The following is a 17,913-nucleotide window of genomic DNA, read 5'->3' as shown; positions in this document are numbered from 1 at the left end:
AAGCCGCGCATCCTATCCGGTCCATTCAAACAGGACTATCCAATGGTGACCCAGGAAGTACTCGAACTGGTCTATAAGCAGACCGGTACGGGCTCGCTACTCTCGTCCATCGAGCAGTTGGACAAGTCGACGACCAACTACAAAGAGCTCATTGTCGAGCTCGACAAGGCCCAGAAGGCCGGCGAGATCACCGTCGAGGAGATGATCTCCACGATGGGGAAATACGGGGCCGAGCTCGCCAGGGAGACGAAGCTCCTCGAGTCCCTCCGAGACGTCCAGGCCAAGCTCAACCAGACGAACGCTTCGGCCAGCCCCGAGGTATACGACCTCGCCGACGCCTATGACCTGGTGGCGCAGGCTGAGAAGAAGTTCGTCGTGTCGACCGCCGATGTCGTCACCGCCACGAAGCAGATGGCGGATGCCCAGGATAGGGCCACAGCTTCGAAGAACGCCGCCAACGCCGCAAACAAGGGCGTTGGAGCTTCGACCGCGAACGTGGGGCGTGCGGCGCTCGAGGCTTCCCGCGCCATCGAGGACATGCAATACGGGTTCGCGGGGGTCGTGAACAACATCCCCGGCGTCGTCACGGCGTTCGGCGGGAGCATGGGGATGACGGCCGCGATCTCGCTTTGCTCCATCGGGGTCAACCAGCTCATCAACCATTACGACGACCTCTTGGGAGTCTTCTCCTCGAAGGAGCCGTTCCGACTCGCCACGGCCGGGTTGGACGAGATCAAGAAGCGGATCGAGGAGTTGGAGAAGAAGGAGGTCAAGCTCTCCATCGACCAGACGGAGATCGATGCGGCCCGCGCCAAGCTGAAGGAGATGGCGACGACGGAGCAGGCGTTTGACCGGTTCCGGGGGATCAAGGGGGAGAACGAAAAGCAGGCCGGGGAGCAGGCCGAGCAACTCCTCAGCATGGCACCTGGCGGCGCTAAGAAGCTGGCCGACGACCTCGCAGCGGCCATCGGCAAGCGGCTCGTCGGGGAGGATGGTCAACTCGCGGACCTGCAGCGCCAATTCGAGTCCGCGAAGAGGAAAGCCGCCGACTCGAGGACCATGGAGGCGTCAGAGCGGGCGGCTGGGGTGCATGGGGCAGCCGCGACCTTTGCTGCTGAAGCCAGACGGGCTGATTCCCATGCCAAAGCCCTCGCCAACGACATCGACAAGCGCCGCCGCGCCATCCTCGGCGACGACGCGCTCGGAGTCCGCGGGGAAGCCCATCGCGAAGTCGGCGGCCTGTTCGCCGGGGTGTCGAACGGGAACGACCCGGCGGCACGCAAGCGACTGGCCGAGGAGCTCCGCAAGATCGGCCAAGGGCGGCTTGCCAACGACATCGCCCGGACCACTCCCGAGATGGTCGCTCAGGCCGAGCGCGAGGAGACCTCCGATCGACACGACGAGGCCGACACCGACATGCGGAAGTTCCTCCGCTCGCTCGAGAAGTCCCTCAAGACGAAGGAGGAGAAGGAGGAGCACAAGCGCCTCGCCGTGCCGCTCGAGGCGCTGGCGAAGGCCAGCGACATCGCCGAAAGGGCGGCCAAGGCGATCCCCGTCGCCGAGAAGCAAGGGGGCTTGACTGGCGAGGATGGGGCCTTCCACAAGGCCGACACCCCGGAAGCCCAGTTCGCCTTGGTGAAGTCCATCGTCGAGGCCGAGATCCGGAAGCGCCTCGCTCAGCAAGGAATCGCCTTCGGTGCCGGGTCGGACAAGACCATCGGCGGGGCCGCCTCCACCATCATGGGGACCGCCCGGAGCCGGATCGCCGCCGCGAAGGCCAAGGCTGCGGCCGATGCGAAGGCCGCGAAGACGAAGGACGGTGCCGACACCAAGAAGCAGATCGAGGCCCAGATCGAGGCGGAGAACGCCAGCCTCAAGTCGGGTGGCTATGAGGCTGGGGCTGGGGCCGCGCTTGCCAAACTCCAGGCCCAGGGCGGCATGCATGACAGGTTCGGCCGGTTCCACAAGATGAACAACGACCAGATGATGGTCGCAGTGAACCGGATGATCCAGCAGCAACTCGCGGCCAACAACCCGGGCATGGATCCCCAACGCCGTGAGGACCTGGCTACCGTCGCGACGGTCCGAGCCAACGCCGACATCCAGCAACGGATGATGAACCTCAGCGGTGCCGGGATGAACAACACCCAGCGCCTCATCGCCGTCGCGGGCCAGCTCAACCAGGAGCTCGCCCAGATGCTGGCCCAGGTCCAACAGCAAGGGATGCAGATCGGCCAACTCGAGCGGTCCGCCCAGGTCCGCAGCCGGACGCGACGGAACCGGATCAACTGAGGACCTCGACCCACACCACGGACACAGTCGCCCCTCGACGTCGACAGGGCGGCTCCTCAACGGAGAGGGACGGGCGACGATGAACGTGCCGCGAGAGAGCCTGACGGACGCCCAGCAAGGCATCCTCCGCGCCATCGTGGCCGGCAAGGAAGCCTGGACGTCGCAACGCGCCCTTGAGGCCGCCGGGTTCTCGACTGAGGACCTGGCGGCGTTCGAGGCGGCGCACCTGATCGAGCGCTGGGACCTCGGCGGGGAACCGGCCTGGACTCTCAGCCCCCTCGGCGCCTCCACCTTCGAGCCGGCACCCGTCGAGCTCGTCGAGGATCCGAACGGGGACAAGCTCCGTTGGGGGTGGCCGAGCGAGCAACCGTTTTACTACCGCGTCCCTCGCGAGGGTAAGGGCCACGGCTATCGCATCCCCGATGAGGCTCGGCTCGTCTGCCCGGCACCTCCGCCGGATAGCTACCTCGACGACGAGACTGGCCGTCCCCTCGCCCTCGACCCGGCCGACGGGGAGCCGCTTGTGCTATTCGGGAGGACGGTCGTCGTCGATCCCCGGTTGATCGGGGGGCAAGCCAAGGGCAAGGCCAAGGGGCGACCTCGAGGCAGCAAGAGGGCCCCGAAGCTCACCAAGGCCCAGATCCGAGCCAGACGGAATGAGGACTGGAGGATAGCCCACGACGTCGGCCAACTCGATCCGGTAACCGGCCGGCTCATGCGTCGGCCCATCTCGATGATCGCCGTGCTCGAGGGCGTCCCCGAGCGCACGGTCCGCCATGGGATCGCAATGGCTCGTCGTCGCCTCGAAGCGGTCCGGGCGACTGCCGCGGCTTGTTGAGGTCAGCGCACCACGAAAGGGGATCGATGCTCACACGCTACATCTCGAGGGCAGGCGACGACGCGACCGGGACCGGGTCCCACCGTAAACCGTGGAAGACGGTCAACCGGGCCTATGAGGCATCCGAGGACGGAGACACCGTCTTCGTCGCCGACACCGACCCGTTCCCCCGCCTCGGCCGATCGAGGCCCCTCAGCTTCGAGGTTCGGAGGAAGACGAGGGAGCACCATCGCCAGAGGGCAAGGGCGCTGGGGAGGCTCCGTGCCCGGTTGAAAGGATCGAGGCCGAGGACGAGTTGTCGTCAGCAGGTAAGACCGGCTTCCCGGAGATGAGGGGAGAACCATGCGAACGCTCTCGAGCCCTGACATGTTCGGCCAACTCCCCCGCCAACTCGGGAAGGCCGAGGAACGCGCGGCCCTCGAGGAGTTGGCGGAGCTCCGCCCCTCGATGACCGTCGATCCTGGGTCCCGGCCGCGCTACCACCAACTCCGAGACCGGTTCGCGATGGCCAACGTCCGGTTGTTGAAACACATCGCCTGGCGGTTCCGGGACTGCAACGTCGAGTTCGACGACCTGGTCCAGGCCGGGATGTGCGGCATGCTGACGGCGATCGACCGATGGGAGAGCGAGAAGGCCGGGAAGGTATCCTTCGCCGCGTACGCCGTGTGGTGGATCCGGAAGGCGATGCAAGACGAGGTCAACGAGGTCGCCTATCCCGTCCGCCTCACGAGGAGCCCGGGCGCGGTTACCTATGCCAAGGAGATCGTCCGGCAGTCGCTCGACATCCCCTTGGGACCGGACGACCAACGGACCCTCGGCCAGCTCATCGAGGCCGAGGACGATGGGGCTCGTCGAGCCGTCGAGGATGGGCTCGACGCGGAGACGTTGCTCGGTCTAACCGAAGGCCGAGGTCGCGAGGTCTTGCGGCTTTACTACCTCGATGGCCTGATGCACAAGGAGATCGGGGCCCGGATGGGGTTCACGGCCCAGCATGCCGGGCAGATCGTTCGAGATTCGCTCGAGACGATTCGAGGGGCCTGCGTGGCGAGTTAGACCCCTTCAGAGGGTGACCGTGAATTTTTGAGATACCTGGGGGTACCTACCGGCAAAACCGGCAGAACCTCTGCTAGAGCCCGAAAACGGGCTTGCTATCTTATCCACACTTCCTAAACGACGGACTCGTTAAGAGCAGCCGATCCGCTCGACTCTTCCATCTCGCTACTCGGGCCGGATATCTTCCCGTCGCTGATCAACCCGCAATCCATCCGGGACCGACCAACATGACCGCTCCGCGTCGAGGCGACGGAGAGTCTCCTCCCATCGTCGTGGCCAAGCGCCTACGCTCCCCGCATCCCCTAGTTGCCTGGACGTACGACTGCCTGAAGTCGTCCGAATTCAGCCGGTGGGGAAAAGTCTGTGGATATCCGGATTGTCTGGACGTCGCTGTGACGTCTGGGAGCGTCGACAGGGCAATGCGGATCATGGATGCACTGATCAAGGCTCTGGAGCGACGCTCGTTCCTGATCAGGATAGACGCTGATCCTCCTCGGAAGACCTACGCGGAAATCGACGGCGAGTCCGTCGCGTTTCGCATCATGGAGCGCACCACAACGCGCCGCCGAGCACGCCGATTGGTCAAAGGACCGGATGGGCAACTGCGCGAAGACCTATTGGGTTTAGAGGTCGAATACCTGCCCACCGGCGACCTACGTTTGTTCCTGGACGATGATACACAGAAGGCATGGCAGGATTCGGAGGACCATCGCATTGAGGAGGCCCTGACTTCTTTCGTGGACGGGATCATCTGCAAGGTGGCGGAACTGCGAGAGAGACGAGTCCGTTGGGCACGTGAGGCTGAGATCCGTGCGGAGAGGCAACGTCAAGCCGAAAAGGTGGAGCGTCTCAAACGCCAGGAAGAAGAGCGGGTGCGGAAGCTGACCGACATGCAAGTCGCGTGGACCCAGGCCCAGCAGCTCCGGGCCTTCATCGTCGCGGTCCGCGAGCGGGCGGAGCAGATCGGCAAGGACGTCTCGCCGGAGAGCGGGCTCGGCCGCTGGCAGGCATGGGCCGAGGAGTGTGCGGAGAGGCTGGACCCAGTCGACCGGCTCTTGGCCAACATCGACATCAGCGACGCCACGTCCTGACAGTCCGCTCGATGAGCAGCCGACTCGTTGGGAAATTCAGAGTGAGGAACTGTCAGGCAATCTACATGAAATACGTGCGATAACAGATTAGGGCCGCTCCTTGACTTGGCTGTATTTTTTGCATAATATCTGAGTAATGGGTGAGCCTTTGCAATGTAGCGGGCTCATTTTTGCCGCCGTGAGGGCCGCTAAAGTCCGGGCTTCCCGGGTATTCCAGTTAGTTATATATTTTTATTTCAAAATCGTTCGCATAAGACGACTGCGCTGTTCGTCGCTGCTGTTGAGTTTTAGGCGAGCATTGGGCATCGCTATCAACACAGCGAAGCATTTGAACGTCTCTTACTGTCCGACGGCGTACTGGGAGGACTTTAGCCCCTGTGCGAGCGTCGGGTGGCAAGAACGCTGTTTCGGGGGTTCGAGCCTGTGCTCGCGATCCGGATCCTGCGTTCCAGCCATCGCTCCCCCGATCCAGAGGGGGGTTGTGAGCGTGGAACCCGAAGGAGCGCCTCTTTGTTTGGATGAGCGAGGTTTCGAGGCAGTTGAGGTCGTTAGTCTGAAGGATGCCAACATATCTTTGATTAGCGGCATTCTTGACTTCCTGAGGCCTCATCGTCCGGAATTCGTAGTCTCTCTTGCGACGCTGGGATTGTTGGGACTCGCGTGCCACGAGCTCAAAGAGCCTTGGCCCGTAGTTACCTTCGAACTCATTGCCGTCGCGTTCGCCGTGTTTGTGATCCTGATCGGACGAACCAATGCCCAAAGAGACGAAGCGTCCGGCCCGGATGACCCTGGAACTGCCCTCGAAAGCTCGGGGGAAGCTCGAGAAGCTGAGTCAGGACACCGACCAGAGTCTCTCCGAGGTGATCCGCCGCGCTCTCTCCCTGTACGATCTCGTGGGGGAGGCCGCAACGGCCGGAAGCAGACTGATCGTCCGAGATCCCGAGGGGAAGGAGAGGGACATCCTCCTACCTGAGTTCTCGGCAGAAAAAACCACTACCTGAACCTAGCCTGTTCTCCCTTGCCAAGATGCAACAAGGGAGGGTCTGAGCCGAGGTTCACGACAGGAAGGCCGGGTGCCGATGGGTGCCCGGCCTTTCTTTGCGCGCGATGGGATGAGAGGGTAAGATCGCGCGCCGGGTCGGCTCAGGATCTAACGATGCCACCAACGAATGAGTTTGGTGAATAGACCGCTATGACAGCTCGCCTACACCGCGGTCAGGAAGCCGAGATGCGAACCATCGTGCTCGCCTACCTCGCGGCCAACGGCCCTCTTCCCTTAAGCGATATCTGGCACGCGATAGCGGACGAGATGTCGGACACGTACGTCAAGCTCACCCTCAAGTCCCTCGTCGAGCGTGTTGAGGTGATCGCGGCCACGGAGGAGATCACTCGCGAGGTCCGGTCCCAGTTCGGCAAGACGAGGCCGGCCATCTTGCTGGTGACCACGTACCGGATCGCAACGACTCCTGGCCCACCAGCCAAGCGCGATAGCCAATCCCCTCGTCCATCCGGGCCCGTGAGCAGGCGAGACAGGCCGAAGCCGCCACGAGGGTGAAGACGAGGCGGCCTCGATGGTGTTTTGGATGTGCTCAAGCCCCGGTCGCGGCGAGCCGCGCGGACCATTCAGGGGCCTGGAGCCGAGCTCGGAGCGAGTCGAGCTCTGGGGCGGTGGGGCCGTCGCCGCTGGCCGGGCTCGTCATCTGCGGCCGGTGTGGGAAGCGGATGGCGGTCCACTACGTCGGCCGGGCCCAGATCCTCCGCTACACGTGCAGGACCGGGGTGCCAGATGCGCGCGGAGGGTGCTGCCATTCGTTGGCTGGCCGGGTCCTTGACCAACTCGTCGCCGACCGTGTGCTGGCCGCCTTGCATCCCGGCGCTCTGGAGCTGAGCCTGGCCGCGGCCGACGACGTGATGCGGGAGCGGTCGGCGTTGAACGAGAACTGGCGACAGCGGCTGGAGCGGGGCCGCACTCAAGCGGCCCGGATCGAGCGGCAGTATCAGGCGGCCGAACCGGAGAATCGGCTTGTCCAGCGGACGCTGGAGCGGCGGTGGGAGGAGGCGTTGCAGGAGGTCCGGCGGCTGGAAGAAGAGTACGCCCGCTTCCTTCAGACGCAGCCAATCACGCTCACCCGTCACGAGGTGGACCAGATCCGCGAGTTGGCTCGTGACCTACCGGCGCTGTGGGACGCCCCGACGACCACACCGGTGGACCGTCAGCAGGTCATCCGGTTCCTGGTCGAGCGGGTCGAAGTGGAGATCGAGGGGGTCAGTGATCGGCTCCGGGTAACCATCACCTGGGCGGGTGGTCAGCACACCCGCCATGAGCTGATCCGCCCGGTCGGGCGGTACGAGCAGACCGCCGATTTCGACCGGCTGATGGCCCGCATCGGGGAACTTCGTGCCACGGGGCAGACGTCCGCCGCGATCGCCGACCGGCTGAACGCGGAGGGGTTCCGCCCGCCGAAAGGGGCGGTGCGGTTCCACAAGGACATCGTTAGCCGTCTCGTGCGGAGTCACACACCGGGCGACCGGCCGGCCCGGAAGTCGGACCGGGCCGCGTTGGGTCGGGACGAATGGTTCGTGATCGACCTGGCCGGCAAGCTGGGGATCGGGAAGAACACGCTCCACGCGTGGCTCCAGCGGGGTTGGGTCCGGTACCGGCGGTTGCCCGGCTACCGGGGCCGGTGCGTGTGCTGGGCCGACGCCGGAGAGCTCGACCGGCTCGGTCGGTTGGCCCACACGCCACGGGGTTGGTGGGACCCGGCGCTGCCATCGGAGCTGACGACGCCTAAGTCGCGGCCGGGACAGTGAGCCGGAGGGGCGGCCCGCGAGCTTCGCCGGCCGCCTGCCTTTGCTACCCGGGTGCGGTCAGTACCGGAGGACGTCGGCGTGATTCGCTCAGTCGATTCGGCTACGATCCAAGCCTCATGGCGTTCTTGCCACGTCGATTGCCTTGACGAGTCTGACGACCCGAACCATTCGAGGGATCCTCAGTTGGTCGACTGGGGGTGACGGCGAGTTTGTCGCAGCCCGTGGAGTTGCTGGAGCGGACGGCCAAATGGGAATAATCACCAACGAGACGCTGATCAACCACTTGCATTGCCGGCGGAAGGCGTTCCTCAAGGCCGCCGGTGCGCCCGGAGAAGTACACGACATTGAGCGGGTCCGAATCGACTTGGATCGGGCTTACATCCAACGGGCCCTCGAAGTCTACCTCGCCCGGTACACCGAGCGAGAGATCGTGCGCAGTCCACCCTCGCTAGAGGCAGCGATCAGATTCGGCCCTCGCATCATTCTCGACGCCACCGCCGCGGCAGGCAACGTCCGATCGCTGATCCAGCTGATGGAGAGAGTCGAAGATGGAGCCGGAAAGGGTACCCCCTCCTACGTCCCCGTGATGTTCGTCCGGAACGACAAGATCACGAAGCGGGACAAGCTCCTGCTCACCTTCCAGGCCCACGCCCTGAACTCGGTGCTTGGGACGTTGCCCACCCAAGCCAGGATCGTCCACGGTGAGGAGTACGGGGCCCTGAGAGTCAGGATCGAGCCGCTGGTTGGACAAGTGCGCGGGTTGATCGAACAGATCGAGGCCGACCTCCGGCGGGATAGTCCACCCACGCTGGCCCTGAACGGGCACTGCAACGAGTGCGAGTTTCGGGGTGCCTGCCGGGGGATCGCGGAGGCGACGGACGACCTGAGCCTGCTCCGGGGACTCTCGGGGAAGGAGGTCGAAAAGCTGCGCGGCCGAGGGATCGCCACAGTCGCTCAGCTCTCGCACACCTATCGGCCCGGCCGTCGGGGCAAGCGGAGAGCGGGAGCGGCCCGCAAGCACGAACCCGCTCTCCAGGCCCTGGCCCTCCGCGAGCGGAAGGTCTTCGTTCTCGACCGGCCGCTGATGCCGATCCCGCGCGTCGCCCTCTACCTCGACGTCGAAGGGGTGCCCGACCAGAAATCCTACTACCTGATCGGCCTGCTCGCGGTCGAGGAGGGCCGTTCCACGAGCTACTCCTTCTGGGCCGATGACTCGACCCAGCAGAAGGCTATCTGGCAAGCCTGCGCTGAAGTCATCGAGGGATTTCGGGACTACACTGTCTATCATTACGGCCGGTACGAGCAGGGCTTCCTCGACCGGATGAGGCAATCGGCGAACGCGGACGAGGCTGCGGCGATCGATCGCATTCGATCCAAGTCCTGCAACGTCCTTGGGGTGATCTACTCGCACTTCTATTTCCCGACCCACTCGAACAGCCTGAAGGACATCGGCAAGCTCGTGGGCGCCGGATGGTCCTCCGAGAAAGCTTCGGGAATCCAGAGCCTGGCATGGCGGCTGGCCTGGGAGTCGAGCCACGACGAGGCGCTGAAGCAGCAACTCCTGCTGTATAACCGTGAGGACTGTTCGGCGCTGCGCAAGGTCACGGAGTTTCTGCTGTCGGCGTGCAACGACGGAATGGCGACCAGCGAGGCAGGCCCACCCGTCGCATCCGCCGAGGACATCCGACAGGAGGGGCCTTTCCGGTTCCAGAAGACCGAGTTTTTCTGCCCCGAACTCGATCAAATCAACAGGCGCGCATACTCCGACTACCAGCGTGAAAAGATCTATGTCCGCACCAGCCCGGCCGTCCGCAAGAGTCTGCGGCGGAAGCAGCGTCTCCGCAAGAGGACTCTTAGGGTCAACGAGCACATCGAGTGCAGCAAGCCGGATCGCTGTCCGGAGTGCAGTGGCACCCAGATCCACATTTACCAGAGGCCGGTGGGCCACAGGACGGTGTTTGACCTGAGGTTTAGCTCGTCAGGTGTCAGGAGATGGGTCACCCAATACAGCTCGCTACGGTACAGGTGCGGAACCTGCAAGAACACGTTCCTGGCCGATGAGTACCGATCCGTTGGAATCCGAATCGGCAACGACCTCGCCAGTTGGGTACTCTACCACCACGTGGCGCTGCGTCAGACACACGAGGACGTGGAACTGAGTCTTAACGAGATCTTCGGATTCTCCGCTGGCTACCATGTCTTGAGGAAGACTATTCCCTGGGAAGCCGGTCGGCATGCGGCTACGTACGAGCGGCTGAAAGAGAAGCTCCGACGCGGAACCCTGATCCACGGCGACGAGAGCAAGGTCGCCCTCAAGAAGCACAGTGGATACGTCTGGGCGTTCACGAACCTGGAAGAGGTTGTCTATGTCTACACCCCCACACGTGAGGGTACGATCCTCGAGGAGATGCTCAACGGGTTTGGGGGCGTCCTCGTCTCCGACTTTTACTCGGCCTATGACTCTGTCAAGTGTGCCCAGCAGAAGTGCCTCATCCACCTGGCGAGGGATATCAACGACGACCTGTTTCACTGCCCATTCGACGGGGGACTGAAGGGACTGGCCCAGGCGTTCGTTGCCGTCCTAAAGCCGATCGTCGACACGATCGACAAGTTCGGCCTCAGGTGTTGCCATCTGAGGAAACATAAGCAGGACGTCGACCGGTTTATCCGCTTGGTGGTTTCGGCGGACTACCAATCGGAGGCGGCGAGGAAGTATCAGAATAGGATCAAGAAGTATCAATCCAGTCTGTTCACGTTCCTCGATCACGATGGCATCCCGTGGAACAACAACAATGCCGAGAATGCCATCAAGCGGTTCGCCTCCCGGCGCAAGATGATGGGCGCATCATACGTCGAGCAGGGGATTCAGGATTACCTGCTGTTCCTGAGCATCTACGAGACCTGCCGGCTCAAGGGCGTGAGCTTCCTGAAGTTCCTGCGCTCCGGCCTGTTCGACCTGGATGCTTTCGAGAAGGAGTTTGGTCGTTAGGTCGAACCGTGACTTCCCTGCCAACTCGATCTCCTTTCACCGGGGATCGCGGGAGACATTGACGCCGTTTGGAATTGGTGAAGAATTAAGTGACACGGGCCGACGCGTTGTCGGTCGAACGGCCGAGAGAAAAGCCCGGATAGAACTGTCAAAGGAGGCAGTATGGCTGGCCAACGTCGATGTCGCAGTACGTGGCCAGTTATGTCGGCGTCAATGCCGACACCGACCACGGAGAGGGTTGGGTCGTTTTCCGATGGCCTCACGAACGCTACGGCTATGAGGAACTCACGATCGATCTCGATGGAAACTGTCGTCGCCGGATGCCCATCTACTCAGGGGCCGGCCCGCCTGAATTCGTCGAGCCACGACGAGACGGCATCAGGATTCGTATCGGCCCCGCCCTGGCTCAGAAACTGGGTCTTGAGGAGGAGATCGAGATAGTATTTCGCCTTCCTGATTCCGAGTTCGTCGAGTTGCGCCGCGTGGTCGACTACTTCGGCGGCCTGGAGGTCTGATTTGGAAGCCGAGCATCGAAAGTCGGCGGTCCCAGACCCGCGCGTGATCGTGCAAGCCGCGAGGATCGGGAGTCATGCCCGCATAGCTTGGCTGTTGGTCGCGCACACTGATAAGGTTGCGGAAAGAACCGCCAAGGAGGACCCCCGCCGTGAAACATTCCCTCTCCATCGATCGCTTCGAGGGCACCCTCGCCGTCCTGCTAACCGAGGACGGCGATCAGATCAACGTCCCGAAATCGATGCTCCCCAAGGGCTCGAAGGCCGGGGACGTGCTCACCTTGACGCTCGAGCGTGACGAGGCGGCAACCCGCCAGGTCGCAGACAAGACGGCCCAGGTGCAGGCCGAGCTCCGCAAGACCGACCCGGGCGGGGACGTGAAGCTATGAGGCGGGCGTTCGATGTGCTCGCGCTGGCGTTGCTCCTGGCGCCACTCGCGCTCGGCCAGGCCCCGAGCGACCCCGCCGTCGAGCCGGGCAAGCTGACGATCGACTTCCTCGACGTCGGTCAGGGGGATGCGATCCTGATCCGCTCGCCCGAGGGCAAGACCGCCCTGATCGACGCCGGGCCCTCGAAGAAGGTTATCGATAACCTTCAAGCCCTCGGGGTCAACTCGATCGACCTCGTAGCCGTCTCCCATCACCACGCCGACCACTATGGAGGGATGTCGGCTGTCATCGCCCGGTACCGGCCCCGGTTCTTCCTCGCGACCGACTCACCACACACGACGACGCTCTACCTCCGCCTCCTCGAGACGGTCCGGGATGCCGGGGTCCGGGCGCTCTTCCCCACCGAGGCCCCGCGGCGGATCGAGCTCGGATCGGCGGTCCTCACGGTCCTACCCCAGCCACCGCTCGACGCCAACGACGAGAACGACAACTCGATCGGGATCCGCGTCCAACTCGGGGGATTCGCGGCGCTCCTGACGGGAGACTCCCAGGACGCCGAACGGGCCTGGTGGCGCCAGCGTTGCCCCGAGCTCGTCGACAACGTCCAGGTCCTCAAGCTGGCCCACCACGGCTCGAGGAACGGCACCGATGCGGCCTGGCTCCGCCTGACGGCCCCGCGCCTCGCAGTGTGCAGCGTCGGGGCCACGAACGACTACGGGCATCCAAATCCCCTGACGCTCGCCCAGGTGGCACGCCAGGGCGTCCGGTTGCTCCGCACGGACCTGGACGGGACCATCGAGGCCTTCCCGTAGCAGGCGGACATAAAACGTCGCGAAGCCGGGAACACGGCATATCGAGAAGGTCCACGGCGCCGGGTAGCCGTCCGGCTTCTTGTGGTTGTGGAGACCTGTGCGAGTTCGCTTATTTCTCGCTTGGCAGGATTGCGTGGCGGCCGGAAGGCTTTTCCCTTGGGGATGCGGGACACTCACGTATGATTGTCCAAATCGGGTCGCCGTCGGAATGTTGAATTAGGAATAACTTGTCGAGGACCGGATAGTTTTTATCGACGGATGTCGAATTGTAACTTCCATCTTCCGGGGGACACTTCGACTTTTCCTCGGAAGAAAGATAACTCTTGGAAACCGGTAGCCACTGGTCCTTGTAGACAAAGCAATAGCGACGACCCGGGTCGTCTTCAGCCTGATAGACATAGCCCTTCTCGACTGCCCCGGACAATCCGGCCGGCAAGTCGATTTTGTCTCCCTCGCCAAGCCAGCCGATTACCCGACTACGGTATAGGTAATAGCAATCAGAATTGCCGATAACATCACTCATAAAGAGCCCAAGCGATTTCCCGTCATGCCGTTCCCGGTAGATTGCTAGCAAACGACCGGCAACCAGGTCCTCCATGCTCTCTGAGCGGTCATTTGACCATCCTTCCGGTTCATCCGAGACGAAAGATCGTGTGAAACCGTCACCTGGCCCTATCCCACCCTCGACGACGTAGCCATAGCATAAGCGATAAAAGTCGAGTGATTCGTTTACGTCGTAGGTTGGTCCGTATCTCGATGACGTCCCCCAATGGGGTGGCAATTCGGGCAACTCGGAAAGAAAGCCCTCTTTCACGAGGGCCGCGAGTTCTCGGGGGTAACGTCCGTGCTTTCGGTGGAATTCGGTCAGGGCGACGATGATCGGCTCGCAGATTGGCTGGGCATTTGCCAGGACGCTGTCCGGGCTCGGTCCCGCGAAGTTCAGCAGGAGGAGCCCGCAGGTGACAATGCAACCGAGAGGAACGGCTATCAAAGCCCCGACAACGCACAAACCCGCAATCGAGATAGGCCGCTTCATGAATTCCCTCAGATAACTTGGCCGTTCGCCCTTGGCGGATCGAGGCCGAGAACCGCGCCTTGGTCGGGACTCGCGTGATCCGTTACTCCGCCCTAATGTACCGGGTGGGCTCAAAGGGGTCACCGTCCGCGCTCGTTGAGCACTGAGCAATCCCCTCGTCCAACTCCGCCAGGATCCGCTCCGGGTCGTCGATGAACCTCCCCTGCGCGGACAGGTCTCTGCCCAGGCGGTCGAAGTCGATCGGCGCTGCCGGCTGCAACACGCCGTAGGTCGAGGCTTCGTCCGGACGACGACCTCGAGGCGATGGGATCGTATGGCCAGCGTCGAGGCGGGGCGGGCGCTTGTCGATGGCCATTCCGTTGACCTCCAGGACGGTCGGGATAAGGATTGTCCATTGCCCTCTATCGGATCGCGGGCGTGGAGCGCTCAATCGACAACGCCTCGGGAAATTGCTCACATAGGATCCGAGTGGCTGCAGGGCTCGCACGCGGCGAGCCGAGGTGTTGGATCCGATGCCGTTCCCCTGGCCAATTTTGAACGAGAGAGTCATGTCCTCGAGAGTCGTCTTATCGCGGGCCCGCACATCGCCGCCGAGCCTGGGTGGCATCATGGCTGCGATCGCAGGCTTGGCATCCGCATTCGCACTTCTCCCCATCGTCGTGTCCGCGGCATTAGCGACTTCGGTGGTGAGCATCCTGGTCCTACAAGGTCTGCGATTGCCTTTGGCAACGGAGAGAGCCGGCCTATGGGGATGGCTACCCTGGCTGCTCTTGTCAACAGCTCTCGTAGCCTGCCCAATCGCCACAATTCTCATCGGCACTGAGTACGTGGATACCGGATCGCTCGCCGAAGCAATGTGGGCGGTCCGCATTGTGAACCGGCTTGCTTACGCCCAGATGGGCGTCTCTGTGGTAGCCTCAGTCGCAGTCGTCGTGCTGGGGAGGGGCAAGTACAGGTGGCTGGCTTGGGCGGCCATCCTGTTCATTGCTATGTTTAACATCCTGCTGGGGCGTGGCGCAAGAGTCGGAATAATGCGTTATCAATACAATTGTTCGTTTGTAAAAACTCTCATTCATAGGAAGGATGGATCAGTCATCGGGATGGGGCTGTACCTGACAGTCGCCAGACCAGCCGCCCCGCCTCGCGATGGTCCATCAGCACGATCACGCGCCGGCGTAGGCCATGGCACCGGCCGAGTGACCTGATGATCCCCTCCCGCTCCAGCTTCAGAAGGGTATAGCCGACGATCCCCAGCGAGCGGCCCGAGGCCTCGGCGATCTTCCGGTTCGTGGCTGAGCACAGGAGCCCCTGACGGTCCGCGAGCGCGTAGACGGCGAAGAGGACCGCATTCCGATTCATCAGTCGGCCGAGCGCCACGTCGTCCACGGGGAGGCTCCTCGTCGGAGGGAGAACGGATGAGGCCGCTCTCGCTGGGTTCAATCACTCCGCATCAACGCGAGCTGACACTGGGAAGCTCCGGCTCCGGCTCCTCCGGCATCGGTGGAATGGTCTCCCAGGGGCGGGCCGCCGCTCGCCTGTACCATCGCTCCAACGCCGCGTGGTACTCGGCCATCTTCCGATAATGGGCTGCCCATGCCAACTCGATGGCCCCTTGCTGCTGGGCGGCCGTATCCTCGGGCTTGGCCCACTCCAGGAACTTTCGGGCCCTGGCCTCGACCTCATCAGCGATCTGCAGGTCTATCTGCGGTTGGTTTCGGAGGGCGTCCGCCAAGGCGCCGTATATCGCCGACCTCTCCCGCATCTGCAACGCCCAGGGCACGACTCGGACGCCGACCCAGCTCAAGAGGGCCGAGAACATGACCAGTATCATGACCGTGCGGAGACCGATGCGGAACCGGATCTGACGCATGGTTCCCTCCGACTCTGATCGCGGCAGAGGACCCGGGTCGAGAGGAGAGCGGCCCCGGCCGGGGTGGTCGGGGCCGCGTCATTCGCCTCTGGGAACGAGAGTGACCTGGGGATGGATTACTCGGACGCTTCCTTCTCTCGTCGCTTCAACTCCTTCACGACAGCAGAGCGGATGAACGCCGCGACCGAATTCCCCTCCTGATCCGCCGCCGCCTGAATCCGGTTGTGGAGGTCTTCGTCCACTCGCAAGCGGATATCGATCTTGTCTTCAGTCCTCACCTTCTTACGCCCCATTTAGGCCCCTCCGTTCCGCAAAGTATCCGCTACCAGCGTACCTTGCGGGGAGGGTCTGTACCAGAAACATCCGCAGTGAGTGTACGGGATAACATGCGGACGGTCAAGCCATAAAGTATCCGCAAAAAATCCGCTCTACCCTATTGATATGTCCGCAATCTGCGGATACTATATCCCTGTCGAGACGAGGAACGAACCCAAGCCCAAAGGATCCGACCGATGACGACCGCCACCCTCTCCGCTGTCCTCCTGACCCACGACACCGCCTATCTGGCCAGCGTCAAGGATGCTACCCAGGACGCCTTCGAGACGATCATGGCTGCCAACCTGGCCGCAAAGCCCACGATCGAGGCTGAGGCCGTCAGCCTCCAGGACAACGCCGCGACCGATCTGGTGACCTTCGAGGCGATCGTGGCCTTCGGCGTCAAGCTGGCGGCCCTTCCCAAGGCCGAGGTCCTGGAGGGGGCGCAGGCGATCGGGCTCGTCGGGATGACGCACCGCTCGAAGGGCGAGGTCCTGGAGGCCGTCGTCGGCCGGATCCGGTCGGTGAAGCAGTCGGCCATGCGGGTCGCGATCAGCGACCGCAAGGCCGGGTGATGAGGGCCTCTGCCGCCGTCCTCTGCGTAGCCCGAAATCCAATCTTTGCCTAGCCTAAACTTAATCTAAGGACCCCAGCCGTGTCCCACGTCGTGCCAATCGTCGCCGCGTTGCTACCGATCGTCCGCCTATCCGTATCGATCGAGTTGCCGCGCTGGTGCGGCCGGCTCGTCGGGCACGAGCCCGTCCGGGTCGCCTCGATCCCCCGCCGCTACCGACGACGTCGCCGGGCCGCCTGAGCGGTCTGTTCGAAGTGGAGTGGGCCGCCCCCCGCGCCAACGGGAGACGGCCCTGGTGGAAAGCCCAGTGAACCCCGTCAAGAGTCTAAGGAGCCAGTCCGATGGCCATGCTCGCCGTTCGCCGTGCGCCCGTCAAGCCGAGACGTATCTCCCCCAGGTCCGAGCTTCATTTCGGGGCCGGGCTGCTCCCCGACATCCCCCTGTCGCTGGCCGAGGTCGTCCGAGCGACCCCGATCGATCAGCGCGACCTGCCGACTGTCGAAGGCGCGGGCCTGACCGCCGAGGAGTCGAGGCGGGTTACCGGGTGTCAGAACCGGGCGCGGGCCGAGTATGCCCGATCGTGTCCCGAGGCCTCGCTTGCCGAGTGCGACGTGGTCGCCCGCAAGGCGGCAACCGACGAGCTCCGGCGGACGCTTCGAGACCGGCCGGCGGCTCCCCCGCTCAAGCCCCGAGTGGTCGAGGTGGCCAAGCCCACCATCGAGGAGCTCACCCCCAGCCTCTCCGTCGTCAAGCCGGTCGCGGCCCCTCGGCTGTTCATCCCGTCCCAGTCCGATCGACAGTGGTGGGCTGAGCACTCGCCCACGCGCAACGAGCTGTACAACGTCGTCGGTCGGTGCGCGGTCGTCGTCGAGCCCGAGGTCTCCGACTTCCATGCCTGGCTCGAGGACGGATGCCCGGATCCGGAACCCGAACTGACCCCGGCGGGGACATGGGCCTGACGAACATAGGCGTCGTCTTTGAGGCGACGCCTATGCTCTTGTCGGCCGGAGCGGCTGTCGCCGACAGGTGACGGCCGCGACTGTCCGGAGAGGTCCTAGTGACCGCGATACGACTCTCGAGGATGGTCGGCGCGGTACTCGTGAACCCGCTTCAAGTTCTCGTACTGCGCGATCCTCTCCTGTATCAGTTCAACGCCGGGACTAGCCTGCATGTTCATAGGTGCAGTCGCCAACGACGCTTTGCGATCTGCGAGGAGCACACGGAAGCGACCTAACAGCTCGCCATACTTGACCGCAAACGAACGGTCCCTTGCAGACCTGGCACGCATCCTCAACTCGTCGGCGACCCCGAGGCACAAGGCTACGATCGCG

General features: G+C 63.4%; 19 protein-coding genes. 14 read left to right on the top strand and 5 right to left on the bottom strand.

The window, feature by feature from the left end; translation table 11 throughout:
* The first annotated feature begins 42 nt into the window (after positions 1–42).
* The 11 genes from ACYOEI_RS32555 to ACYOEI_RS32505 all read left to right on the top strand — a co-directional run bounded on the left by ACYOEI_RS32555 (position 43) and on the right by ACYOEI_RS32505 (position 12,787).
* Positions 43–2,292 (top strand): coiled-coil domain-containing protein, encoded by a 2,250-nt coding sequence (locus ACYOEI_RS32555; protein ID WP_462854103.1) that lies wholly within the window; start codon positions 43–45, stop codon positions 2,290–2,292.
* A gap of 79 nt (positions 2,293–2,371) precedes the next feature.
* A complete protein-coding gene (locus ACYOEI_RS32550) occupies positions 2,372–3,130 on the top strand; it encodes a hypothetical protein (RefSeq protein ID WP_462854101.1) in 759 nt (252 codons plus the stop codon).
* 342 nt (positions 3,131–3,472) lie between these two features.
* Positions 3,473–4,183, top strand: a complete 711-nt coding sequence (locus ACYOEI_RS32545; RefSeq protein WP_462854100.1) for a sigma-70 family RNA polymerase sigma factor — start codon at positions 3,473–3,475, stop codon at positions 4,181–4,183.
* Positions 4,184–4,611: 428 nt separating this feature from the next.
* Positions 4,612–5,274, top strand: coding sequence for a hypothetical protein (locus ACYOEI_RS32540; RefSeq protein WP_462854098.1), 663 nt, complete (start codon positions 4,612–4,614; stop codon positions 5,272–5,274).
* Positions 5,275–6,056: 782 nt separating this feature from the next.
* Positions 6,057–6,275 carry a ribbon-helix-helix protein, CopG family gene (locus tag ACYOEI_RS32535; RefSeq protein ID WP_462854097.1) on the top strand — a complete coding sequence of 73 codons (219 nt, stop codon included), beginning with the start codon at positions 6,057–6,059 and terminating at the stop codon, positions 6,273–6,275.
* A 227-nt stretch (positions 6,276–6,502) separates the two neighbouring features.
* Complete coding sequence (locus ACYOEI_RS32530) at positions 6,503–6,829, top strand: hypothetical protein (RefSeq protein ID WP_462854096.1); 327 nt, start codon at positions 6,503–6,505, stop codon at positions 6,827–6,829.
* A gap of 113 nt (positions 6,830–6,942) precedes the next feature.
* Complete coding sequence (locus tag ACYOEI_RS32525) at positions 6,943–8,085, top strand: recombinase zinc ribbon domain-containing protein (RefSeq protein WP_462854094.1); 1,143 nt, start codon at positions 6,943–6,945, stop codon at positions 8,083–8,085.
* 247 nt (positions 8,086–8,332) lie between these two features.
* Positions 8,333–11,074, top strand: a complete 2,742-nt coding sequence (gene tnpC, locus ACYOEI_RS32520; protein ID WP_462854092.1) for an IS66 family transposase — start codon at positions 8,333–8,335, stop codon at positions 11,072–11,074.
* A gap of 179 nt (positions 11,075–11,253) precedes the next feature.
* Complete coding sequence (locus ACYOEI_RS32515; RefSeq protein WP_462854090.1) at positions 11,254–11,589, top strand: hypothetical protein; 336 nt, start codon at positions 11,254–11,256, stop codon at positions 11,587–11,589.
* A 149-nt stretch (positions 11,590–11,738) separates the two neighbouring features.
* Complete coding sequence (locus ACYOEI_RS32510) at positions 11,739–11,975, top strand: DUF3006 domain-containing protein (RefSeq protein WP_462854088.1); 237 nt, start codon at positions 11,739–11,741, stop codon at positions 11,973–11,975.
* Positions 11,972–12,787 carry a ComEC/Rec2 family competence protein gene (locus ACYOEI_RS32505; protein WP_462854086.1) on the top strand — a complete coding sequence of 272 codons (816 nt, stop codon included), beginning with the start codon at positions 11,972–11,974 and terminating at the stop codon, positions 12,785–12,787. The genes ACYOEI_RS32510 and ACYOEI_RS32505 overlap by 4 nt, the downstream gene beginning before the upstream one ends.
* A gap of 109 nt (positions 12,788–12,896) precedes the next feature.
* On the opposite strand, the gene ACYOEI_RS32500 is transcribed toward ACYOEI_RS32505, so the two are convergent.
* The 5 genes from ACYOEI_RS32500 to ACYOEI_RS32480 all read right to left on the bottom strand — a co-directional run bounded on the left by ACYOEI_RS32500 (position 12,897) and on the right by ACYOEI_RS32480 (position 15,986).
* Positions 12,897–13,823: a hypothetical protein gene (locus ACYOEI_RS32500; protein ID WP_462854085.1), complete on the bottom strand. Its 927-nt coding sequence runs from the start codon at positions 13,821–13,823 to the stop codon at positions 12,897–12,899.
* Between the two features lie 82 nt (positions 13,824–13,905).
* Positions 13,906–14,178 (bottom strand): hypothetical protein, encoded by a 273-nt coding sequence (locus tag ACYOEI_RS32495; protein ID WP_462854084.1) that lies wholly within the window; start codon positions 14,176–14,178, stop codon positions 13,906–13,908.
* Positions 14,179–14,915: 737 nt separating this feature from the next.
* Positions 14,916–15,209: a hypothetical protein gene (locus ACYOEI_RS32490; protein ID WP_462854083.1), complete on the bottom strand. Its 294-nt coding sequence runs from the start codon at positions 15,207–15,209 to the stop codon at positions 14,916–14,918.
* 64 nt (positions 15,210–15,273) lie between these two features.
* Positions 15,274–15,693, bottom strand: coding sequence for a hypothetical protein (locus tag ACYOEI_RS32485; protein WP_462854082.1), 420 nt, complete (start codon positions 15,691–15,693; stop codon positions 15,274–15,276).
* Positions 15,694–15,809: 116 nt separating this feature from the next.
* A complete protein-coding gene (locus ACYOEI_RS32480; protein WP_462854081.1) occupies positions 15,810–15,986 on the bottom strand; it encodes a YlcI/YnfO family protein in 177 nt (58 codons plus the stop codon).
* A 219-nt stretch (positions 15,987–16,205) separates the two neighbouring features.
* Between ACYOEI_RS32480 and ACYOEI_RS32475 the strand changes: the two genes are divergently transcribed.
* The 3 genes from ACYOEI_RS32475 to ACYOEI_RS32465 all read left to right on the top strand — a co-directional run bounded on the left by ACYOEI_RS32475 (position 16,206) and on the right by ACYOEI_RS32465 (position 17,541).
* The gene (locus tag ACYOEI_RS32475; RefSeq protein WP_462854079.1) at positions 16,206–16,583 is read left to right on the top strand and encodes a hypothetical protein; all 378 of its coding nucleotides are present in this window, start codon (positions 16,206–16,208) and stop codon (positions 16,581–16,583) included.
* 80 nt (positions 16,584–16,663) lie between these two features.
* A complete protein-coding gene (locus ACYOEI_RS32470) occupies positions 16,664–16,822 on the top strand; it encodes a hypothetical protein (RefSeq protein ID WP_462854078.1) in 159 nt (52 codons plus the stop codon).
* Positions 16,823–16,923: 101 nt separating this feature from the next.
* Positions 16,924–17,541, top strand: coding sequence for a hypothetical protein (locus ACYOEI_RS32465; protein WP_462854077.1), 618 nt, complete (start codon positions 16,924–16,926; stop codon positions 17,539–17,541).
* The last annotated feature ends 372 nt before the right edge of the window (positions 17,542–17,913 follow it).

It is taken from the genome of Singulisphaera rosea (assembly GCF_054877945.1).
The sequence above is the reverse complement of the archived record's forward strand: the minus strand, read 5'-3'. Positions and strand labels throughout refer to the sequence as shown.